Here is an 18050-nt window from a genome sequence, read left to right as displayed (position 1 = left end):
GCAGGCTTCAGCAGAGACCACGCAGATCCACACGGCGGGGGACCCGGCGTCGTCGAGCCCCTTCTCGGGGTTCCGCCTGGGCAAGTCCCTCGTGGTCGCCATCGACGGACCCTCCGGCTCCGGCAAGTCGAGCGTGAGCCGGGAGGTCGCGCGCCGCCTCCGCGCCGCCTACCTCGATACCGGGGCGATGTACCGGGCGGTGACGCTGCACTGCATCGCCACGGGCGTCGACCTGCACGACGGCGCTGCCGTGGAGGCCGCTGCACGCGACATCGAACTCTTCATCAGCACCAGCCCCGACCGCGAGACTGTCACCGTCGCGGGCGACGACGTCACCGCCGCCATCCGCGAACCCGAGGTCTCCTCCGCGGTGAGCGCGGTCGCCACGACCATGGGCGCCCGCGCGGAACTCATCCGCCGCCAGCGTGCCCTGATTGCCGGGGCCGGCCACCGCATCGTCGCGGAAGGACGCGACATCACCACCGTCGTCGCCCCCGACGCCGAGGTGCGCATCCTCCTCACCGCCAGCGAGGAGGCACGGCTGCGCCGCCGCGGCGACCAGCTCGGCGGCACCCAGTCCGACGCCCAGCTCCGACGCCAGGTCACCGAGCGGGACGCCAGGGACTCCGCGGTCGTGAACTTCCAGCAGGCGGCGGACGGCGTCGTCACACTCGACTCCTCCGACCTCGACTTCGAACAGACCGTCACGGCGGTCCTCGGCATCGTGCGCACCGTGGCGCACTAGCCGGACCGGCACACCCAGCAGTCCCAGCACTCGAAGGATTCCGGGCCCCGCGCCCACCAGGCCCGCCGTCGGGAGACGGCCCCAACCAAAGGACAGAACAATGAGCGAGAACCTTTCGCCGGACGCACCCGAGAACGCATCGGGGGAGGACTTCGAGCCCACGGGTGAGGACCAGGTCAGCGAGCTGCTGGAAGGCCTCGACGACGCCGAGGCCGAGCAGCGCGCCGCCTCCCTCCGCGCAGGCCTTGAGGACTATGAGCTCGACGAGGAGGACGCCGCGCTCCTCGCCCGGCAGGACGAGGACTTCGACGAGGAGGCCGAGGGCCGCCTCAACCCCGTGCTCGCGATCGTCGGCCGCCCGAACGTCGGCAAGTCCACCCTCGTGAACAGGATCCTCGGACGCCGCGAGGCCGTCGTCGAGGACACGCCCGGCGTCACACGCGACCGGGTGTCCTACCCGGCGCAGTGGTCCGGCCGGAACTTCACCCTCGTGGACACCGGCGGCTGGGAACAGGACGCCAAGGGCATCGCCGCGCGGGTCGCGGACCAGGCGGAGATCGCCGTCGACATGGCCGACGCCGTGCTGTTCGTCGTCGACGCGACGGTCGGTGCCACCGCCACCGACGAGGCCGTGGTGCGGATGCTGCGCCGCAAGAAGCGGCCCGTCATCCTCGTCGCCAACAAGGTGGACGACATCCAGAACGAGGCGGACGCCGCCGCGCTGTGGGGGCTCGGCTTCGGTCAGCCCTGGCCCGTCTCCGCCCTGCACGGCCGCGGCACCGCGGACATGCTCGACCACGTCAACGAGATCCTCCCCGAGTTCTCCGAACACGGCGGGATCGAACGGTCCGGCGGCCCGCGCCGCGTCGCGCTGATCGGACGCCCCAACGTGGGCAAGTCCTCCCTGCTCAACAAGCTCGCGGGTTCCGAGCGCGTCGTCGTCGACCCGCTGGCCGGCACCACGCGCGACCCGGTGGACGAGATGATCGAGCTCGGCGGCCGCACCTGGCGCTTCGTCGACACGGCGGGCATCCGCCGCCGCGTGCACATGCAGCAGGGCGCCGACTTCTACGCCTCGCTGCGCACCCAGTCGGCGCTCGAGAAGGCGGAGGTCGCCGTCGTGCTCCTCGCCGTCGACGAGGTGCTGAGCGAGCAGGATATCCGCATCCTGAACCTCGCCATCGAATCCGGTCGGGCGATCGTCCTGGCGTTCAACAAGTGGGACCTGCTCGACGACGAGCGCCGCCGCTACCTCGAGCGCGAGATCGAGCAGGACCTCGCGCACGTGGAGTGGGCGCCCCGCGTGAACATCTCGGCGCTCACCGGCTGGCACAAGGACCGCCTCGTGCCCGCGCTCGACGTCGCGCTGGAGTCCTGGGACCGCCGCATCCCCACCGGCCGCCTCAACGCGTTCCTCGGCGAACTCGTGGCCGCGCACCCGCACCCCGTGCGCGGCGGGAAGCAGCCGCGCATCCTCTTCGGCACCCAGGCCTCCAGCCGGCCGCCGAGGTTCGTGCTGTTCACCACCGGATTCCTGGACCCCGGCTACCGCCGCTTCATCACGCGCCGCCTGCGGGAGACCTTCGGCTTCGAGGGCACGCCCATCGAGGTCAGCATGCGCGTCCGCGAGAAGCGGAGCCGGAAGCGCTGACGCCCCCGGGCGTGTGCGGCCCCACCCGGAGAATGCTGTAGAGTTATCCGAGTGGTTTGGCCCGCACAGCGGGCCGATCGGGATGTGGCGCAGCTTGGTAGCGCACTTGACTGGGGGTCAAGGGGTCGCAGGTTCAAATCCTGTCATCCCGACACTGCAGGGCCCGTTCCCACCGGCATTCCGCCGGAGGGGACGGGCTTTTCGCATTCCCGGGAGTGGTGGTCCGGGGACCGTCGGTGGCCATGAGAGCCGCGTCACGGCGGAGCCCGCTTATGCCTATACTCGACCAGTACCCGTACCGGACGGCCCCTGACGCCGCCGGCGACCGCGCGTTCGAAAGGCAACCATGAGCAACATCCCCGATGGCCTGTACTACACCGCGGAGCACGAGTGGGTCAGCGAGCCCGCCGTCGACGGCACGGTGCGCGTCGGTATCACCGACTTCGCCCAGGACGCTCTCGGCGACGTGGTCTACGTGCAGATGCCCGAGGAGGGCACGGGCGTCACCGGCGCCGATGTGATCGGCGAGGTCGAATCCACCAAGAGTGTCAGCGACATCTACGCGCCCGTCACCGGGCAGGTCGTCGCCCGCAACGAGGCGCTCGACGACGATCCCTCGCTCATCAACTCCGACCCGTACGGCGAGGGCTGGCTGCTCGAGATCAAGGTGTCGGATCCGTCCGTGGTGCAGGGTCTGCTGAGTTCAGCCGACTACTCCCAGCAGGTAGGCTAGTCCTACCGGCAGCGGGGGTGCGGATCGCAGTGGTCAGGCCGTACCGCGCAGTAGGGGAGGGAAGTCCGATGGTGTCCAACGTGAATACTGGCGTGAATGGGGAAGAGCCGAGCATGACGTCTCCTGAGACAACGACGATCGGTCTGCCGCCGCAAATGGCCCTGAGCGACTCGGAGCGTCACCTGACGCGGGAGGAGCAGGCGTCCGTCGCCGCGCTCCCCGCCGGGTCCGCGCTGCTGATCGCCCACTCCGGCCCGAACGCGGGTGCGCGGTTCCTCCTCGACGAGGACGTGACGAAGGCCGGACGCCACCCCAACGCCGACATCTTCCTGGACGACGTGACGGTGTCCCGCCAGCACGCCGAGTTCCGCCGGACGCCGAGCGGGTTCATGGTGGTGGACACGCGCAGCCTTAACGGCACCTACGTGAACAACGACCGCGTGGACAGCGTGACGCTGCGCAACGGCAACGAGGTGCAGATCGGCAAGTTCCGACTCACCTTCTACGCTGCCCGCACCGTGCCCGGCCAGTCCTCCCAGCACACGACAGCACAGGCCTAGCCCGCTCCATGCCAGCCTCCCACCCCGCCCGCCGTCCGGCCGGCGTCGCTCCAGGCCTTTCCCCCACCGGTGTCCTCAACATCGGCGAGGTCCTGCGCGAACTGGCTGGGGAGTTCCCGCAGGTCACGGCGTCGAAGATCCGCTTCCTCGAGGAGAAGGGGCTCATCTCGCCGCAGCGTACCCGCGCCGGGTACCGCAAGTACGCGGCGCACGACGTCGAGCGCCTGCGCTTCGTCCTGTCCCTGCAGCGTGACCAGTACCTTCCCCTGAAGGTCATCAAGGACTACGTCGAGGCGATCGACCGCGGCGAGCGTCCGGAATCGCTGCCGGGCGGGATGACCCTGGCACCCCGCGTCGTCTCCGATCAGCTCTCGCGGGAACTGAGCTCCCACGGCCGTCGGCTCACCGCCGAGACCCTCGCGGCCGAGGCCGGAGCGCCACGCAGGCTCGTCGACGACCTCGTGAGCTTCGGACTGATCACCGCCGTCGAGAACCGGTTCGACGAGCACGCCCTCAAGATCACGAAGGCCTGCGTCCAGCTGGAGGCCCACGGCATCGAACCCCGACACCTGCGGCCCTTCCGCGCTGCTGCGGACCGCGAGCTCGGGCTGGTCGAACGCGTCGTCGCGCCGGTGGCGTCCCGCAAGGATGTCGCCTCGAAGGCGCGCGCGGCGGAGACGGCACGGGAGATCAGCGAATTGTGCCTGGGGCTCCACAGCGCCCTCGTCCACAGCCACATAGCCCGAATGGACAGTTAGGCGGCTTCCCGTGATCGAAGTAGAAGTGGTAGGCGTGCGGATCGAACTGCCCTCCAACCAGCCGCTGGTGCTCCTGCGCGAGGCCGCAGGGGAACGCCACCTGCCCATCTGGATCGGAGCCCCCGAAGCCAGCGCTATCGCGTTCGTGCAGCAGGGCATTGTGCCGCCGCGCCCCATGACGCATGACCTGCTGGTCGACGTCGTCGCAGCGGCCGGCAAGCAGATCACCGAGGTTCGCATCACCTCCGTGGAGGACACCGTCTACCACGCCCAGCTGGTGTTCAGCGACGGCGTGACGGTCAGCTCGAGGGCCTCCGACGCCCTGGCCGTCGCCCTGCGCGTGCCGTGCCCCATCTACTGCGCGGAGGAGGTCCTGGCCGTCGCGGGCGTGGAGATCGCCGACGCCGACGCCGAGGACCCGGAGCAGGGTGACACGGAGGAGACGGCCGAGAAGGAGGTCCTCCAGTTCAGGGAGTTCCTCGCCGATGTGGAGCCCGAGGACTTCGAACGCTGAAGTCCTCCCGGCTCGAGCCCTGTCGTGCCGCGTGATTCGGCGGGCCGCGGGCGACACGCCGAACCTTGGGGGGCAGCATCTTTGACCTCGACCCTCCCGCGATCTAACGTCGAAGAATACAGTTCCCGTTGCGTGTGTGGGGGGCTCGGGGCACACTTGAGTGCACATCCTGAGGTTCCGCCCAGTTGAGCAAACTCCCCGGGAACCCTACGAGGAGGCAGCACGTGAGTCCGAAGGGTGACGCCGGCAAGGCAGCCAGCCCGCCAGGCGCTGGCGTCCCGGCAAGCGCCCAGGGCTTACTGTTCACCGAAGACCTCCCCGTCCTCGACGAGGACGCCGGGTATCGCGGCCCCACGGCCTGCAAGGCCGCCGGCATCACATACCGCCAGCTCGACTACTGGGCCCGCACCGGGCTCGTGGAGCCCGCCGTCCGGAGCGCCTCCGGCTCCGGTACGCACCGCCTCTACGGCTTCCGCGACATCCTCGTCCTCAAGGTCGTCAAGCGGCTGCTCGACACCGGGGTCTCCCTGCAGCAGATCCGCACCGCCGTGGAGCACCTCCGCGAGCGCGGCGTCGAGGACCTCGCGCAGATCACCCTCATGAGCGACGGCGCGAGCGTCTACGAGTGCACGTCGGCGGACGAGGTCATCGACCTCGTCCAGGGCGGGCAGGGCGTCTTCGGGATCGCGGTCGGCCGGGTGTGGCGCGAGGTCGAGGGCAGCCTCGCCGCCCTGCCGAGCGAGCATGCCACCGATCAGGACTTCCCCGGCGACGAGCTCAGCAAGCGCCGCGCCACCCGGAAGATCAGCTGATCCAGGGGTGTCCCGGTGGGCGCCGCCCGCCGGCAGCACCACCCATAGGCGGCCCCGCCAGCGCTTCTCAGCCCGGTATCAGCGCCTCGCGGCGCGGCTGCGCAGACGACCCGAATCCGTCACGCTCCTGAGCAGTTCGTCGAAGTAGCCCGCTGCCTGCTGCGCGGGCTCGCCGGGCCAGTGATGCACCGAGTAGGCAGCGCCCTGGATCTGCTGCCAGTTGGCCTGGTCGGGGATGGTGGGGCTGAGCAGTAGCTCACCGAACATCTGCTGCATCTCACCCAGGCGGAACGCGTGCTCGTGCGACGCCGACCGCACGCGGTTCGCCACGATGCCCGCCGTCTGCAGTTCCGGCGCGAATTCCCGGCGGAACAGTTCGAGTGCACGCATGGTCCGCTCCGTCCCCGCCACGGAGAACAGGCTGGGCTCGGCGACGAGCAGCACCCGGTTGCTCGCCGTCCAGGCCATCCGGGTCAGGCCGTTGAGCGAGGGCGGGCAGTCGATCAGGACGAGACCGTACCCCTCGACGCGGGACAGGAGCCGGGACAGCCGCTGCTGGTCACGGCGCCCGAGGTCGGGCCTGTCGTAGATGCCGGAGTACGCGGACCCCATGGCGACGTCGAGGGTACCTGCCGCGCCGGCCGGCTGCGCCGCGGTGGCCACCCAGCCGCTGGGGACGGTGTTCGCCGCGAGATCGCCACGCCGCGCGTTCTTCAGGAGACGCCCGATGTCCGTCTGCCCGGACGGACGCACCCCGAGCCCGGTGGTCGCGTCGGCGTGGGGGTCGAGGTCCACCACGAGGGTGGGGATGCCCGCTGCCAGTGCGGCCGAAGCCAGCCCCAGGGTGACCGACGTCTTGCCCACGCCGCCTTTGAGACTGCTGATGCTCACTACCTGCACGTGTTGGACCTGTACCTAACTCTGGCTGCCGCCGGGGTGCGACTGAATTCCCCGACCAATCATAGAGTGACGCGGCCATCGGCCCGGGACGGCGTCACCGGTCCTCCCGGCGGCAGGGATGGCGCCGGGGCCGGTCCGGGTGGAACCCGTGGACGGGAAAGAGCAGCCGGGTAGGATCAGTCCAGCGTGCAGGACCCGACCCGCAAGGATGCAGGAGTGCGATGTTCTCGAAGATTCTGGTAGCCAACCGTGGTGAGATCGCGATCCGGGCCTTTCGGGCCGGGTACGAGGTGGGCGCGAAGACCGTCGCCGTGTTCCCGCAGGAGGACCGCAACTCCATCCACCGGCAGAAGGCGGACGAGGCGTACCTGATCGGGAAGGAGGGCCACCCCGTCCGGGCGTACCTCGATATCGAGGAGATCATCCGGGTGGCCCGCGAGGCCGGCTGCGATGCCATCTACCCCGGGTACGGGTTCCTGTCCGAGAACCCCGGCCTCGCCCGCGCCGCAGCCGAGGCGGGCATCACGTTCGTGGGACCGCCGGCCGACGTCCTCGAGCTCGCCGGCAACAAGGTCAAGGCTCTCGACGCCGCCCGCGAGGCAGGGATCCCGGTGCTCGCCTCCTCACGTCCGAGCGCGGACGTGGCGGAGCTCATCGCCGCGGCGGACGAGATCGGCTTCCCCGTCTTCGCGAAGGCCGTGGCCGGCGGCGGCGGGCGCGGCATGCGCCGCGTCGACACGCGGGAGGCGCTGCCGGAGGCGCTCGAAGCAGCGATGCGCGAGGCCGAGTCCGCGTTCGGAGATCCGACCATGTTCCTGGAGCAGGCCGTGCTGCGGCCCCGGCACATCGAGGTGCAGATCCTCGCGGACGCCGACGGCAATGTCATGCACCTGTTCGAGCGGGACTGCTCGCTGCAGCGCCGACACCAGAAGGTCATCGAGATCGCCCCCGCGCCGAACCTCGACGAGGGCATCCGGCAGGCGCTGCACCGGGATGCGGTCAAATTCGCGACCGCCCTCGGATACGTCAACGCCGGGACGGTCGAGTTCCTCGTGGACACGGTCGGGGAGCGGGCGGGCCAGCACGTCTTCATCGAGATGAACCCGCGCATCCAGGTCGAGCACACGGTCACCGAGGAGGTCACCGACGTCGACCTCGTCCAGGCGCAGCTGCGCATCGCGGCCGGGGAGACGCTGGCGGACCTCGGCCTGTCCCAGGACACCGTGTACCTGCGCGGCGCCGCCCTGCAGTCGCGGATCACCACGGAGGACCCGGCCAACGGGTTCCGGCCGGACGTCGGACGGATCTCGGCCTATCGGTCCGCGGGCGGTGCGGGTGTGCGGCTCGACGGCGGCACGGTCTACGCAGGGGCGGAGATCAGTCCGCACTTCGACTCCATGCTGGTCAAGCTCACCTGCAGGGGCCGCGACTACCCGACCGCGGTCGCGCGGGCACGCCGGGCGTTGGCGGAGTTCCGGGTCCGCGGCGTCTCCACGAACATCTCCTTCCTGCAGGCGGTGCTCGACGACCCGGACTTCATCGCGGGGAACGTCGCGACGTCGTTCATCGACGAACGCCCCGAACTGCTCACCGCGCGCATCCCGGCCGACCGCGGCACGAAGCTGCTGACCTGGCTCGCCGACGTGACCGTCAACCAGCCCAACGGCGCCCGCCCGGCGCACCTGGACCCCCGGGAGAAACTACCGGTGATCGAGGAACCGGAGCGGGAGACGGAGACGGACGGTGCGCCGGTCCCGGCGAAACCGGGGAGTCGCCAGCGGTTGCTGGAGCTCGGACCGGAGGGCTTCGCGCGTCAGCTGCGGGAGCAGACCGCCGTCGCCGTCACGGACACCACGTTCCGGGACGCGCACCAGTCGCTGCTCGCCACGCGGGTGCGGACCCGGGACCTCGTGGCCGCCGGCGCGTCCGTGTCACGGCTGACGCCGGAGCTCCTCTCGGTCGAGGCCTGGGGAGGTGCCACGTACGACGTCGCACTGCGCTTCCTCGGTGAGGACCCGTGGGCGCGGCTGGACGCGCTGCGCCGTGAGGTGCCGAACATCTGCCTGCAGATGCTGCTGCGCGGACGGAACACGGTCGGCTACACCCCGTACCCGGAAGCGGTGACGGCGGCGTTCGTGGCCGAGGCCGCGGCCTCGGGGATCGACATCTTCCGGATCTTCGACGCCCTCAACGACGTCACGCAGATGGAGCCGGCTATCCGGGCGGTCCGGGCGACGGGTACCGCGGTCGCCGAGGTGGCCCTGTGCTACACCGCAGACATGCTGGACCCGGCCGAGACGCTGTACACCCTGGACTACTATCTCGACCTCGCCCAGCGCATCGTGGACGCAGGCGCCCACATCCTTGCGATCAAGGACATGGCGGGCCTGCTCCGCCCCGCTGCGGCGGCGAAGCTCGTGACCGCCCTGCGGGAACGCTTCGAGGTGCCGGTGCACCTGCACACCCACGACACCGCGGGCGGGCAGCTCGCGACCCTCCTCGCCGCCGTGGAGGCAGGGGTCGACGCCGTGGACGTCGCCAGCGCGGCGCTGGCCGGAACGACCAGCCAGCCGTCGGCGTCAGCTCTCGTCGCGGCCCTCGCCCACACACCCCGGGACACGGGTCTCGACCTGGGGAACGTGTGCGCGCTGGAGCCCTACTGGGAGGCCGTCCGGCGCATGTATGCCCCGTTCGAATCCGGTCTGCCCGGACCCACGGGGCGCGTGTACCGGCACGAGATCCCCGGCGGGCAGCTCTCGAACCTCAAGCAGCAGGCCATCGCGCTCGGCCTCGGCGAGAGGTTCGAGGCCATCGAGGACATGTACACCGCGGCGGACCGGATCCTGGGCCGGCTCGTGAAGGTCACCCCGTCCTCCAAGGTCGTCGGCGACCTCGCCCTGGCCCTCGTCGGGAGGAATGCGGATCCGGCCGAGTTCGAGGAGAATCCGCAGGACTTCGACATCCCGGACTCCGTCATCGGGTTCCTCAACGGGGAGCTCGGCAACCCGCCCGGAGGGTGGCCCGAACCGTTCCGTACCAAGGCCCTCCAGGGCCGGGAACTCAAGCCGCGCGACGCGGAGCTCAGCTCGGACGACGAGGCGAAGCTCGCCGGGACCTCGACGGAGCGCCGGAACGCGCTCAACACGCTCCTGTTCGCCGGACCGACGAAAAACTTCCAGTCCACGCGTGACACCTACGGTGACGTGTCCCTCCTCGGCACGGCCGACTACCTCTACGGGCTGCAGGCCGGCACGGAGCACGTCATCGAACTCGAGAAGGGCGTTCGGCTGATCGCCACGCTCGAAGCGGTGTCCGAGCCGGACGAGAAGGGGATGCGCACCGTAATGTGCACCCTCAACGGGCAGATGCGCCCCGTGAGCGTACGCGACAGGAGCATCACGGCCGACGTGGCAGCCGCCGAGAAGGCCGACCCCGGCACCCCCGGGCACATCGCCGCGCCCTTCGCCGGATCCGTCACCGTCACCCGCGCGGAAGGGGATACCGTGGCCGCCGGCGACACCGTCGCCACGATCGAGGCCATGAAGATGGAGGCCAACATCACCACGCCAGTCGCCGGTACCGTCCAGCGCGTCGCCTTCACGGGCGCAGCACCCGCCCAGGGCGGTGACCTCCTCCTCGTGATCAAGGCGTCCTGAAGCACCCGCACCCCGGGCTGCGGGTGCCCGCACCCGAGGCAGGCCGGCAGGCTAGAGTGATGCGCTGAGAAGCAGTCGGACAGCTCCCGACCCCGCGGGAGAGCGGCCGCAGAACGATGTGGAAGGAACCATGGCAAGCGACCCGACCAACTCCTCGGGGATCACGGACCCTGCACCGGATCCCACCCCTGACGCCAGCCCGGATCCCTCCGGTCCCACCCCGGACCTCGCCCCGGACCCCGCCCCGGATCCCGCCTCGGAATCCGCTCCGGACCCCGCCCCGGAGTCCGCTCCGGACCCGACACAGGGCGTCGCCATCCTGCCCGGCGTGCCGTTCCTCGCCGACTCCGGTCCGGCTGCCGCCACGTCTGCCACCGCTTTCCCGGCCGGCGCGTCCGCCGGCGATGCGATCGGCGCCGAGTGGGAGCCGTCCCGGTCGCCCACCTCCGCGCTCTCCGGCGCCACGTCCGGCAGCGCGCCATCCGGAGCCGGAACGACAGGCACGCCCGGAACCGCGGGTCAGGCGGCCGCGGGCGGCAAGGACCCCGCCGGAGCGGCCGGCGAGCATGCCTCCCGGCGCGGGAAGGACCTCGGGCCGGAACCGGCGTCGTCGCTCACAGCCGACCGCCTCCTGATCGGCACCGCCCGTCCGCCCGTCGCCGGCTGGCGACGGTGGTTCTACACCGTCACGTTCGGGCGCGTGAACCTGGGCGACTCCGACGCCGTCCGCGTGCAGCGCGCCCTCGAACACCGCATCTCCGCCCGGCTCGGAGGCCGCACGCGGTACCTCCCCGTGCTCTCCCGCAAGGGCGGGGTCGGCAAGACCACCGTGACCACCCTGCTCGGCATGGCGCTCGCCGATACCCGCGAGGACCGCATCATCGCGATGGACGCGAACCCGGACCGCGGCACGCTCTCCGACCGGTCGCCCGGCCGCGCGGACCGCACCGCGCGGCAGCTCGTGCAGAACCGCTACAGCATCAACTCCTTCGCGCAGCTCGCCGAATACGTCACGAGGGACGGCTCCCGCCTCCACGTGCTCGCCTCCGACACCGATCCGGCCGTGGCCCAGGCGTTCGACGACTCCGACTACCGCGCGGTGACGGACCTCCTCGGCCGCTACTACTCGATCGTCCTGACGGATTCCGGCACCGGCATGGTCCACTCGGTCATGAGGGGGACGCTCGACAAGGCGGACTCGGTGGTCCTCGTCTCGGGCGGCAGCGTCGATGAGGCGCGGCTCGCGTCCGAGACGCTGAGCTGGCTCGAGGCACACGGACGGCACGACCTCGTGGCCAGGGCGATCGTGGTGGTGAACCTGTCCTCCGGCAACGGCACCCAGGTGGACATCGCGCAGATCGAGCAGCATTTCCGCTCGCGCGTGGGCACCGTGGTCAGGATCCCGTACGACCGCCACCTGGCGGAGGGCTCCCGCATCGAGCTCGCCCGGCTGAAGCCGGCCACGCGCCGCGCCGTGACCGAACTGGCGGCCCTCGTGGTGGACCAGCTCGCCGACTGAGCGCGGCTACACTGCGGGATGTGACCCATTACGACCTCGCGATCATCGGCTCCGGCTCAGGCAACACCCTCGTCTCGCCGGAGTGGGACGACCGGCAGGTGGTGCTCGTCGAGGGCGGCACGTTCGGCGGGACCTGCCTCAACGTCGGCTGCATCCCGACGAAGATGTACGTGTACCCGGCCGGACTGGCGTCCGCGGCGGGGGAGTCGGCACGGCTCGGCGTGGACCTGTCGCTGGAGGGCGTGCGCTGGAAGGACATCCGCGACCGCATCTTCACCCGGATCGACGCCATCTCCGCCGGCGGGAGGGCCTACCGCGCCGAGGAGCTCGCCAACGTGACCCTCATCGAGGAGCATGTCCGCCTCACGGGGGAGAAGTCCTTCCGCACCGCCTCGGGTGACGAGGTCACCGCCGACCAGCTGGTGATCGCTACCGGCTCGCGGGCCGTCCGGCCGCCGATCCCCGGCATCGACCTGCCACAGGTGCACACCTCCGACACCGTCATGCGGCTCGACGAGCTCCCCGCGCGGCTCCTGATCATCGGCGGCGGCTACATCGCCGCCGAGTTCGCGCACGTGTTCGGAGCCTTCGGTACCCGGGTCACCATCGCGGTCCGCTCCAGTGGGATGCTGCGCGGGCTCGACGAGACCGTCTCCGACGCATTCACCGAGCAGGCCGCACGCCAGTGGGACCTCCGGAAGCACACCGAGGTCGCGCGGATCACCGCGAACGACGACGGCAGCGTCACCGCACGCCTGGGCGGGCCGGCGGGGCCGGAGGACCTCGAGGTCGACGCCGTGCTCGTCGCGATCGGGCGCGCACCCAGCACCGATGCCCTCGGTGCCGCCGAGGCGGGCCTCGACCTGCACCACGACGGCCGTCTCGTGGTCGACGAGTACCAGCGGGTGCTGCGCGGCGGCCGGCCCGTGACCGGCCTCTGGTCGCTCGGCGACGTGAGCAGCGACTACCAGCTGAAGCACGTGGCGAACCACGAGGCGAAGGTCGTGGCCCACAATCTGCTGCACCCCGAGGCGCTCCGCGCTGCCGACCACCGGTTCGTGCCCGCCGCCGTGTTCTCCTCGCCGCAGGCGGCCTCGGTCGGCATGACCGAGGAGCAGGCACTCAGCCATGCGGACGTCACCGGCACCCCGATCGTGACCGCGGTGCAGCACTACGGGTCGACGGCGTACGGGTGGGCCATGGAGGACACGCAGGGGTTCGTGAAGCTCATCGCCGAGCAGCAGACCGGGCGCATCCTCGGCGCGCACATCCTCGGCCACGAGGCATCGATGATCATCCAGCCGGTCATCCAGGCCATGTCCTTCGGCCTCGACGCGCAGACCATGGCCCGCGGGCAGTACTGGATCCATCCGGCGCTCACCGAGGTGCTGGAGAACGCGCTGCTAAGCCTCAAAACCGGCTAGGAGCGCCCCGGAGCGCCCGGGGTGCCCCGGGGCGCCTAGACCTTGGCCGACGTGTAGATGGACTCCACGATCTCCGCGTAGTCCTTGAGGACCTGGGCGCGTTTGATCTTGAGCGACGGGGTGAGGTGGCCGGTGGTCTCGGTGAAGTCGGTGGGGACCACCCGGAACATCTTGATGGCCTCCGCGCGGGAGACCGTGGTGTTGGCGCTGTCCACGAGCTCCTGGATCTCGGCGAGCACGAGCGGGTGGTCCGCTGCCTCCCCCGTGGTGGTACCCGCCGGCAGGTGGTGCCGTTCGAGCCAGCCCGGCAGGGCCTCCTCGTCGAGGGTGATCAGCGCCGAGATGAAGGGCCGCTGGTCGCCGACGACGACGCACTGCGAGACCAGCGCATTGGCGCGGATGGCGTCCTCGAGCAGCGCGGGGATGACGTTCTTCCCGCTCGCCGTCACGATGATCTCCTTCTTCCGGCCCGTGATGCGCAGGAAGCCGTCGTCGTCGAGCTCGCCGATGTCACCCGTGCGGAACCAGCCATCCACGAAGGCGTCCTCGGTGAGGTCGGGGCGGTTGAAGTAGCCCTTCATGACGCAGACGCCCTGGGTGAGGATCTCGCCGTCGTCGGCGATCTTCACCGCATTGCCGGGCAGCGGAGCGCCCACGGTGCCGATCTTGATCCGCTTGGGTGTGTTGACCGTGATGGGCGCCGTCGTCTCGGTCAGGCCGTAGCCCTCGAGCACCATGAGCCCGATGCCGTGGAAGAAGTGGCCGAGCCGGTCGCCGAGGGGCGCGCCGCCGGAGACGGCGTGCTGCACTCGGCCGCCCATCGCGGTGCGGATCTTCCCGTAGAGCAGCCGGTCGAACACGGCGTGCTTGACCTTGAGGCCCAACGGGATCTTCCCGGCCTGCTCCGCCTTCGACCAGGCGATGGCGACATCCGCGCCTGCGTGGAAGATCTTGCCCTTGCCGCCGTCCTCGGCCTTCAGCATCGAGTTGTTGTAGACCTTCTCGAAGACGCGCGGCACCGCGAGGATGAAGGTCGGCTGGTAGCTCTGCAGGTCGGGGAGGAGGTTCTTCACGTCCGGTGTATGGGCCACCGTGGCACCCGCGGCGACGCACAGCACGGAGATGAAGCGGGCGAAGACGTGGGCCAGGGGCAGGAACATGATGGTCTGGCCGCCCTCGCGGGCGACCTCCGGCAGGGCCGCGGCCGCGTTCTCGGACAGCTCGACGAAGTTGCCGTGCGTCAGTTCGCAGCCCTTGGGCTTGCCCGTGGTGCCCGAGGTGTAGATGATCGTGGCGACGTCGTCGAGGCCCGCATAGGCGCGACGGTCGGAGAGGGTCTGCTCGTCGGTGCCCGCGCCGGCCGTGCGCAGCGTGTCGAGTCCGTCGCCGTCGAACTGCCAGACGTGGCGCAGGGACTCGATGCCCTCGAGCGCCACGGCCTCACGGACCACGTTCTCGTGACGGGCGGATTCGACGAACGCGCCGACGGCGCCCGAGTCACTGAGGATCCAGGCCACCTGGGCGGGGGAGGAGGTCTCGTACACGGGGACGGAGACGGCGCCCGCGAACCAGATCGCGAAGTCCGCCAGCGACCACTCATAGCGGGTACGGGCCATGATGGCCACGCGGTCCCCGGGCTGGACGCCCGAGGAGATCAGGCCCTTCGCGATGTCCTCGACCTGGCGCCGGAACTCGGTGGCGGAGATGTCCTCCCACTCACCCGAGGCTCCCTTCACCGCGAACAGGGCCGGATTGGACGGCTTCGCCGCCTGCCGCACCACGAGGTCCGTCGTATTGGTCTGGCGGGGGACGTCCACGAGGACGGGAACGCTGATGTCGCGCACGATAGCTCCTTCGATATCACCTCGGCCGTGAGGTCGTTTCAGCCTATAGGTTCGGTCCACCGAATTACTCTCCAGTAATGTACGAATCGGTAACGGTGGCGTGCAGGCGCGCCCCGACAGGACGGAGGAGGGACCGCATGCCGATCATTCCCGACCCGGCCGGCCGGCGCACTCGACGCCCGCGCACCGACACCTGGCATGTGGGTCGCGGCGCCCCGCCGACCGGGCGCACGGCCCGCACCACCTTCGCCAACCCGGCACGCCGCGGTCTCTCCGTGGGCGTGGACATCGGCGGTACGAAGGTCGCGGCGGGTGTCGTGGACGTCCATGGGAGGATCCTTGCCGAGGCACGCAGGGCGACCCCCGGCCAGGACCCCCGCGCCGTGGAGGGGGTCATCACCGAGCTCGTCCGCGAGCTGTCGCAGGAATTCCGGATCCGGTCGGTGGGGATCGGGGCGGCGGGGTGGATGGACCTCGCCAACAGCACGGTGCTCTTCAGCCCGCATCTCGCCTGGCGCAACGAGCCGCTGCGGAGGAACCTGGAGAAGCTGCTCCACCGGCGCGTGACGGTGGTGAACGACGCCGACGCCGCTGCCTGGGCGGAGTGGAAGTTCGGCGCGGGGCGCGGTGAGTCCCGCCTGGTGTGCGTCACCCTGGGCACGGGCATCGGTGGCGCGATGATCATGGGTGGACGCGTGGAGCGCGGGCGGCACGGCGTCGCGGGTGAGTTCGGGCACCAGATCATCGTGCCGCAGGGGCACCGGTGCGAGTGCGGGAACCGCGGCTGCTGGGAGCAGTACGCCTCCGGCAACGCGCTCGGCCGCGAGGCCCGCGAGCTCGCCGCCGCCAATTCCCCCGTGGCCAGGGCCATCATCGACGCGGCCCCCGGCGACGGGGCCCTGATCACCGGCGCGCTCGTGACACGCCTCGCGATGGAGGGCGACCCGGCGTCCCGGGAGCTGGTCGACGACGTCGGGCAGTGGCTGGGACTGGGACTGGCCAACCTGGCTGCGGCGCTCGATCCCGGGACGTTCGTCATAGGCGGAGGACTGAGTGCGGCGGACGAACTCCTGCTCGAACCGGCGCGGCGCGCGTTCGGGCGCAACCTGACGGGGCGGGGATTCCGGCCGGCCGCGCGCATCGAGCGGGCGGCCCTTGGCCCGGAGGCTGGACTCATCGGGGCCGCCGACCTGTCGCGGCTGCTCTCACGCGGCGCCACCTAGGCGCGGGGCCGCCGGGAGCGCGCGCTAGACCTCGGCGCCGTCGTCCCCGATGTCCCGGTGCTTGGGCAGCTTGGTGACGAGGTAGCCGGCGCCGGCGAGGAACAGGGCGAGGACCCCGAGCGTGGCGGCCAGGGGGGCGTCGCGCCAGAACATGGCGAACAGCAGCAGTGTGATCGGCCCGCCCGCGGCGCCGATCCACGCCAACACCGTCAGCGGGTCGCCGGCGCCGAGCGGCGGCGGTTCGTCCGGGACGAAACCCTCGTCCTCCTCCGGCTCCTCCGGGGCGGCATAGTCACGGGGTCCGGTGGCGCGGAACGGCTGGTCGCGGAAGATCGCATCAGCGCGCTCCCGGTCCGTCAGGTCCTCGGTGTCGTGTGCTCCGGACACGTCCGGGCGGGGTTCCCGGCCGTCCGTCGGGAGTGCGACGGGCGCCGGCGGGATCCCGGTTTCGCTTCCGGGAGTCACGGGGGAATCGGTGGAGGTCCCCTCCAGGCGCGCGACGAGGTCCTGCCATACGGCGTCGTCGGTGGATTCGTTCGGTTCCTGACCTCGGGGGCCCATACTTTGCTACCTGCTGTCGCGTGCTGCGGTCCGGGTCCGAAGGACCCCGCCCGGCGTCCTGGTCATCAGAGGGCGTGCTCGTTCAATCGTGGACACCGCGGGCCGCCACGTCAACCGGTCCGCAGCGTGTCGGTGCCCCCTCGGGTCGGCCTGCGCGGGCCCGGTCCAGGCGCCGTCCGTGCCGCCGACGCCCTTAGAGTAGGCTTCCACAAGAAAAAGCGGGCGGCATGCAGAGTGCCGTTCCGTCCATGCAGGGAGGACGAGCAGCGTGTTCTATTGGGTGATGAAGCGGATCATCGTCGGTCCGATCCTCAACCTCCTGTTCCGGCCCTGGGTCAAGGGACTCGACAACATCCCGGCGACGGGGCCCGCGGTGCTCGTCAGCAACCACCTGTCCTTCTCCGACTCGATCTTCCTCCCCATCGTGGTGCCCCGGACCGTCGTGTTCCTCGCCAAGTCGGAGTACTTCACGGGCAAGGGGGTCAAGGGCAGGCTTACGGCCCTGTTCTTCCGACTCTCGAACCAGCTGCCCATGGACCGCTCGGGCGGCGCGGCATCGTCGTCCTCCCTGACGGCGGGCATGGACATCCTGAACGAGGGCGGTGTCCTCGGGATCTATCCCGAGGGGACACGCAGCCCTGACGGGCGCCTGTACCGCGGGAAGACGGGCGTCGCGAAGCTGGTGCTCGCCACAGGTGTCCCCGTGATCCCCGTCGCGATGATCGGGACGGACAAGGTCCAGCCCATCGGGCGGCGCATCCCCAACATCCGCCGCGTGGGGATCATCATCGGCGAGCCGCTCGACTTCAGCCGCTACGAGGGGCTCGAGGACGACCGCTTCGTCCAGCGCTCCGTGACGGACGAGATCATGTACGAGCTCATGCGCCTGTCGGGGCAGGAGTACGTGGACGCCTACGCGAGCACTGTCAAGGAGCGGCTCGCCGCGGAGAAGGCCGCCGGACGCAAGACGCCGAAGCCGGGAGCCGACACCCGCCGCGCCGCCGTGCGCATCTCCACCGAGGCGGGCAGCCCGGCGCCGGGCTCCGTCACGGAGATCGGCCGGGCGCCCTCCGCCGACAAGGGCCCCGCCGCCGGAGACACGAGGAGTGGCGCGAACGGCAGCACCGCGCAGCCCGACGCGGGCTGATCG

At 70.7% G+C, this 18050-nt stretch carries 15 protein-coding genes and 1 tRNA gene; 13 read left to right on the top strand and 3 right to left on the bottom strand.

Annotated elements, in window-relative coordinates:
* The first annotated feature begins 25 nt into the window (after nucleotides 1–25).
* The 8 genes from cmk to AC4D2C_RS14275 all read left to right on the top strand — a co-directional run bounded on the left by cmk (nucleotide 26) and on the right by AC4D2C_RS14275 (nucleotide 5773).
* On the top strand, nucleotides 26–745 hold the full coding sequence (gene cmk / locus AC4D2C_RS14310; RefSeq protein WP_490915553.1) for a (d)CMP kinase: 720 nt from the start codon (nucleotides 26–28) through the stop codon (nucleotides 743–745).
* Nucleotides 746–845: 100 nt separating this feature from the next.
* The gene (gene der / locus AC4D2C_RS14305; protein ID WP_490915522.1) at nucleotides 846–2396 is read left to right on the top strand and encodes a ribosome biogenesis GTPase Der; all 1551 of its coding nucleotides are present in this window, start codon (nucleotides 846–848) and stop codon (nucleotides 2394–2396) included.
* 78 nt (nucleotides 2397–2474) lie between these two features.
* Nucleotides 2475–2548 (top strand) — tRNA-Pro (locus AC4D2C_RS14300).
* A 194-nt stretch (nucleotides 2549–2742) separates the two neighbouring features.
* Complete coding sequence (gcvH, locus tag AC4D2C_RS14295; protein WP_490906447.1) at nucleotides 2743–3129, top strand: glycine cleavage system protein GcvH; 387 nt, start codon at nucleotides 2743–2745, stop codon at nucleotides 3127–3129.
* A gap of 68 nt (nucleotides 3130–3197) precedes the next feature.
* Nucleotides 3198–3689, top strand: coding sequence for an FHA domain-containing protein (locus tag AC4D2C_RS14290; protein WP_490915521.1), 492 nt, complete (start codon nucleotides 3198–3200; stop codon nucleotides 3687–3689).
* Nucleotides 3690–3697: 8 nt separating this feature from the next.
* Nucleotides 3698–4447 carry a transcriptional regulator FtsR gene (gene ftsR, locus AC4D2C_RS14285; protein WP_490906443.1) on the top strand — a complete coding sequence of 250 codons (750 nt, stop codon included), beginning with the start codon at nucleotides 3698–3700 and terminating at the stop codon, nucleotides 4445–4447.
* 10 nt (nucleotides 4448–4457) lie between these two features.
* A complete protein-coding gene (locus tag AC4D2C_RS14280; protein WP_490906441.1) occupies nucleotides 4458–4961 on the top strand; it encodes a bifunctional nuclease family protein in 504 nt (167 codons plus the stop codon).
* A 224-nt stretch (nucleotides 4962–5185) separates the two neighbouring features.
* Complete coding sequence (locus AC4D2C_RS14275) at nucleotides 5186–5773, top strand: MerR family transcriptional regulator (RefSeq protein ID WP_490906440.1); 588 nt, start codon at nucleotides 5186–5188, stop codon at nucleotides 5771–5773.
* Nucleotides 5774–5851: 78 nt separating this feature from the next.
* Here the strand turns inward: AC4D2C_RS14275 and AC4D2C_RS14270 are convergent, their stop codons facing one another.
* Entirely contained in the window at nucleotides 5852–6673 is an 822-nt protein-coding gene (locus AC4D2C_RS14270) for a ParA family protein (protein ID WP_490915520.1), read from the bottom strand.
* 221 nt (nucleotides 6674–6894) lie between these two features.
* Here AC4D2C_RS14270 and AC4D2C_RS14265 point away from each other — a divergent pair, with 221 nt between their 5' ends.
* The 3 genes from AC4D2C_RS14265 to AC4D2C_RS14255 all read left to right on the top strand — a co-directional run bounded on the left by AC4D2C_RS14265 (nucleotide 6895) and on the right by AC4D2C_RS14255 (nucleotide 13272).
* On the top strand, nucleotides 6895–10329 hold the full coding sequence (locus tag AC4D2C_RS14265) for a pyruvate carboxylase (RefSeq protein ID WP_490915519.1): 3435 nt from the start codon (nucleotides 6895–6897) through the stop codon (nucleotides 10327–10329).
* A gap of 130 nt (nucleotides 10330–10459) precedes the next feature.
* A complete protein-coding gene (locus tag AC4D2C_RS14260) occupies nucleotides 10460–11848 on the top strand; it encodes a MinD/ParA family ATP-binding protein (RefSeq protein ID WP_490915518.1) in 1389 nt (462 codons plus the stop codon).
* 20 nt (nucleotides 11849–11868) lie between these two features.
* Nucleotides 11869–13272: a mycothione reductase gene (locus AC4D2C_RS14255; RefSeq protein WP_490915517.1), complete on the top strand. Its 1404-nt coding sequence runs from the start codon at nucleotides 11869–11871 to the stop codon at nucleotides 13270–13272.
* 35 nt (nucleotides 13273–13307) lie between these two features.
* Here AC4D2C_RS14255 and AC4D2C_RS14250 read toward each other — a convergent pair whose 3' ends face one another.
* Complete coding sequence (locus AC4D2C_RS14250) at nucleotides 13308–15116, bottom strand: AMP-dependent synthetase/ligase (protein ID WP_490915516.1); 1809 nt, start codon at nucleotides 15114–15116, stop codon at nucleotides 13308–13310.
* Between the two features lie 137 nt (nucleotides 15117–15253).
* On the opposite strand from AC4D2C_RS14250, the gene AC4D2C_RS14245 reads away from it, so the two are divergent.
* On the top strand, nucleotides 15254–16339 hold the full coding sequence (locus AC4D2C_RS14245) for an ROK family protein (RefSeq protein WP_490915515.1): 1086 nt from the start codon (nucleotides 15254–15256) through the stop codon (nucleotides 16337–16339).
* Between the two features lie 24 nt (nucleotides 16340–16363).
* Here the strand turns inward: AC4D2C_RS14245 and AC4D2C_RS14240 are convergent, their stop codons facing one another.
* A complete protein-coding gene (locus tag AC4D2C_RS14240; protein WP_490915514.1) occupies nucleotides 16364–16900 on the bottom strand; it encodes a hypothetical protein in 537 nt (178 codons plus the stop codon).
* A 268-nt stretch (nucleotides 16901–17168) separates the two neighbouring features.
* Between AC4D2C_RS14240 and AC4D2C_RS14235 the strand changes: the two genes are divergently transcribed.
* Complete coding sequence (locus AC4D2C_RS14235; protein ID WP_490906428.1) at nucleotides 17169–18047, top strand: lysophospholipid acyltransferase family protein; 879 nt, start codon at nucleotides 17169–17171, stop codon at nucleotides 18045–18047.
* The last annotated feature ends 3 nt before the right edge of the window (nucleotides 18048–18050 follow it).

It is taken from the genome of Arthrobacter sp. TJ-240 (assembly GCF_058269195.1).
Note: the sequence above shows the minus strand (reverse complement) of the source record. Positions and strands in the feature narration are given on the sequence as shown.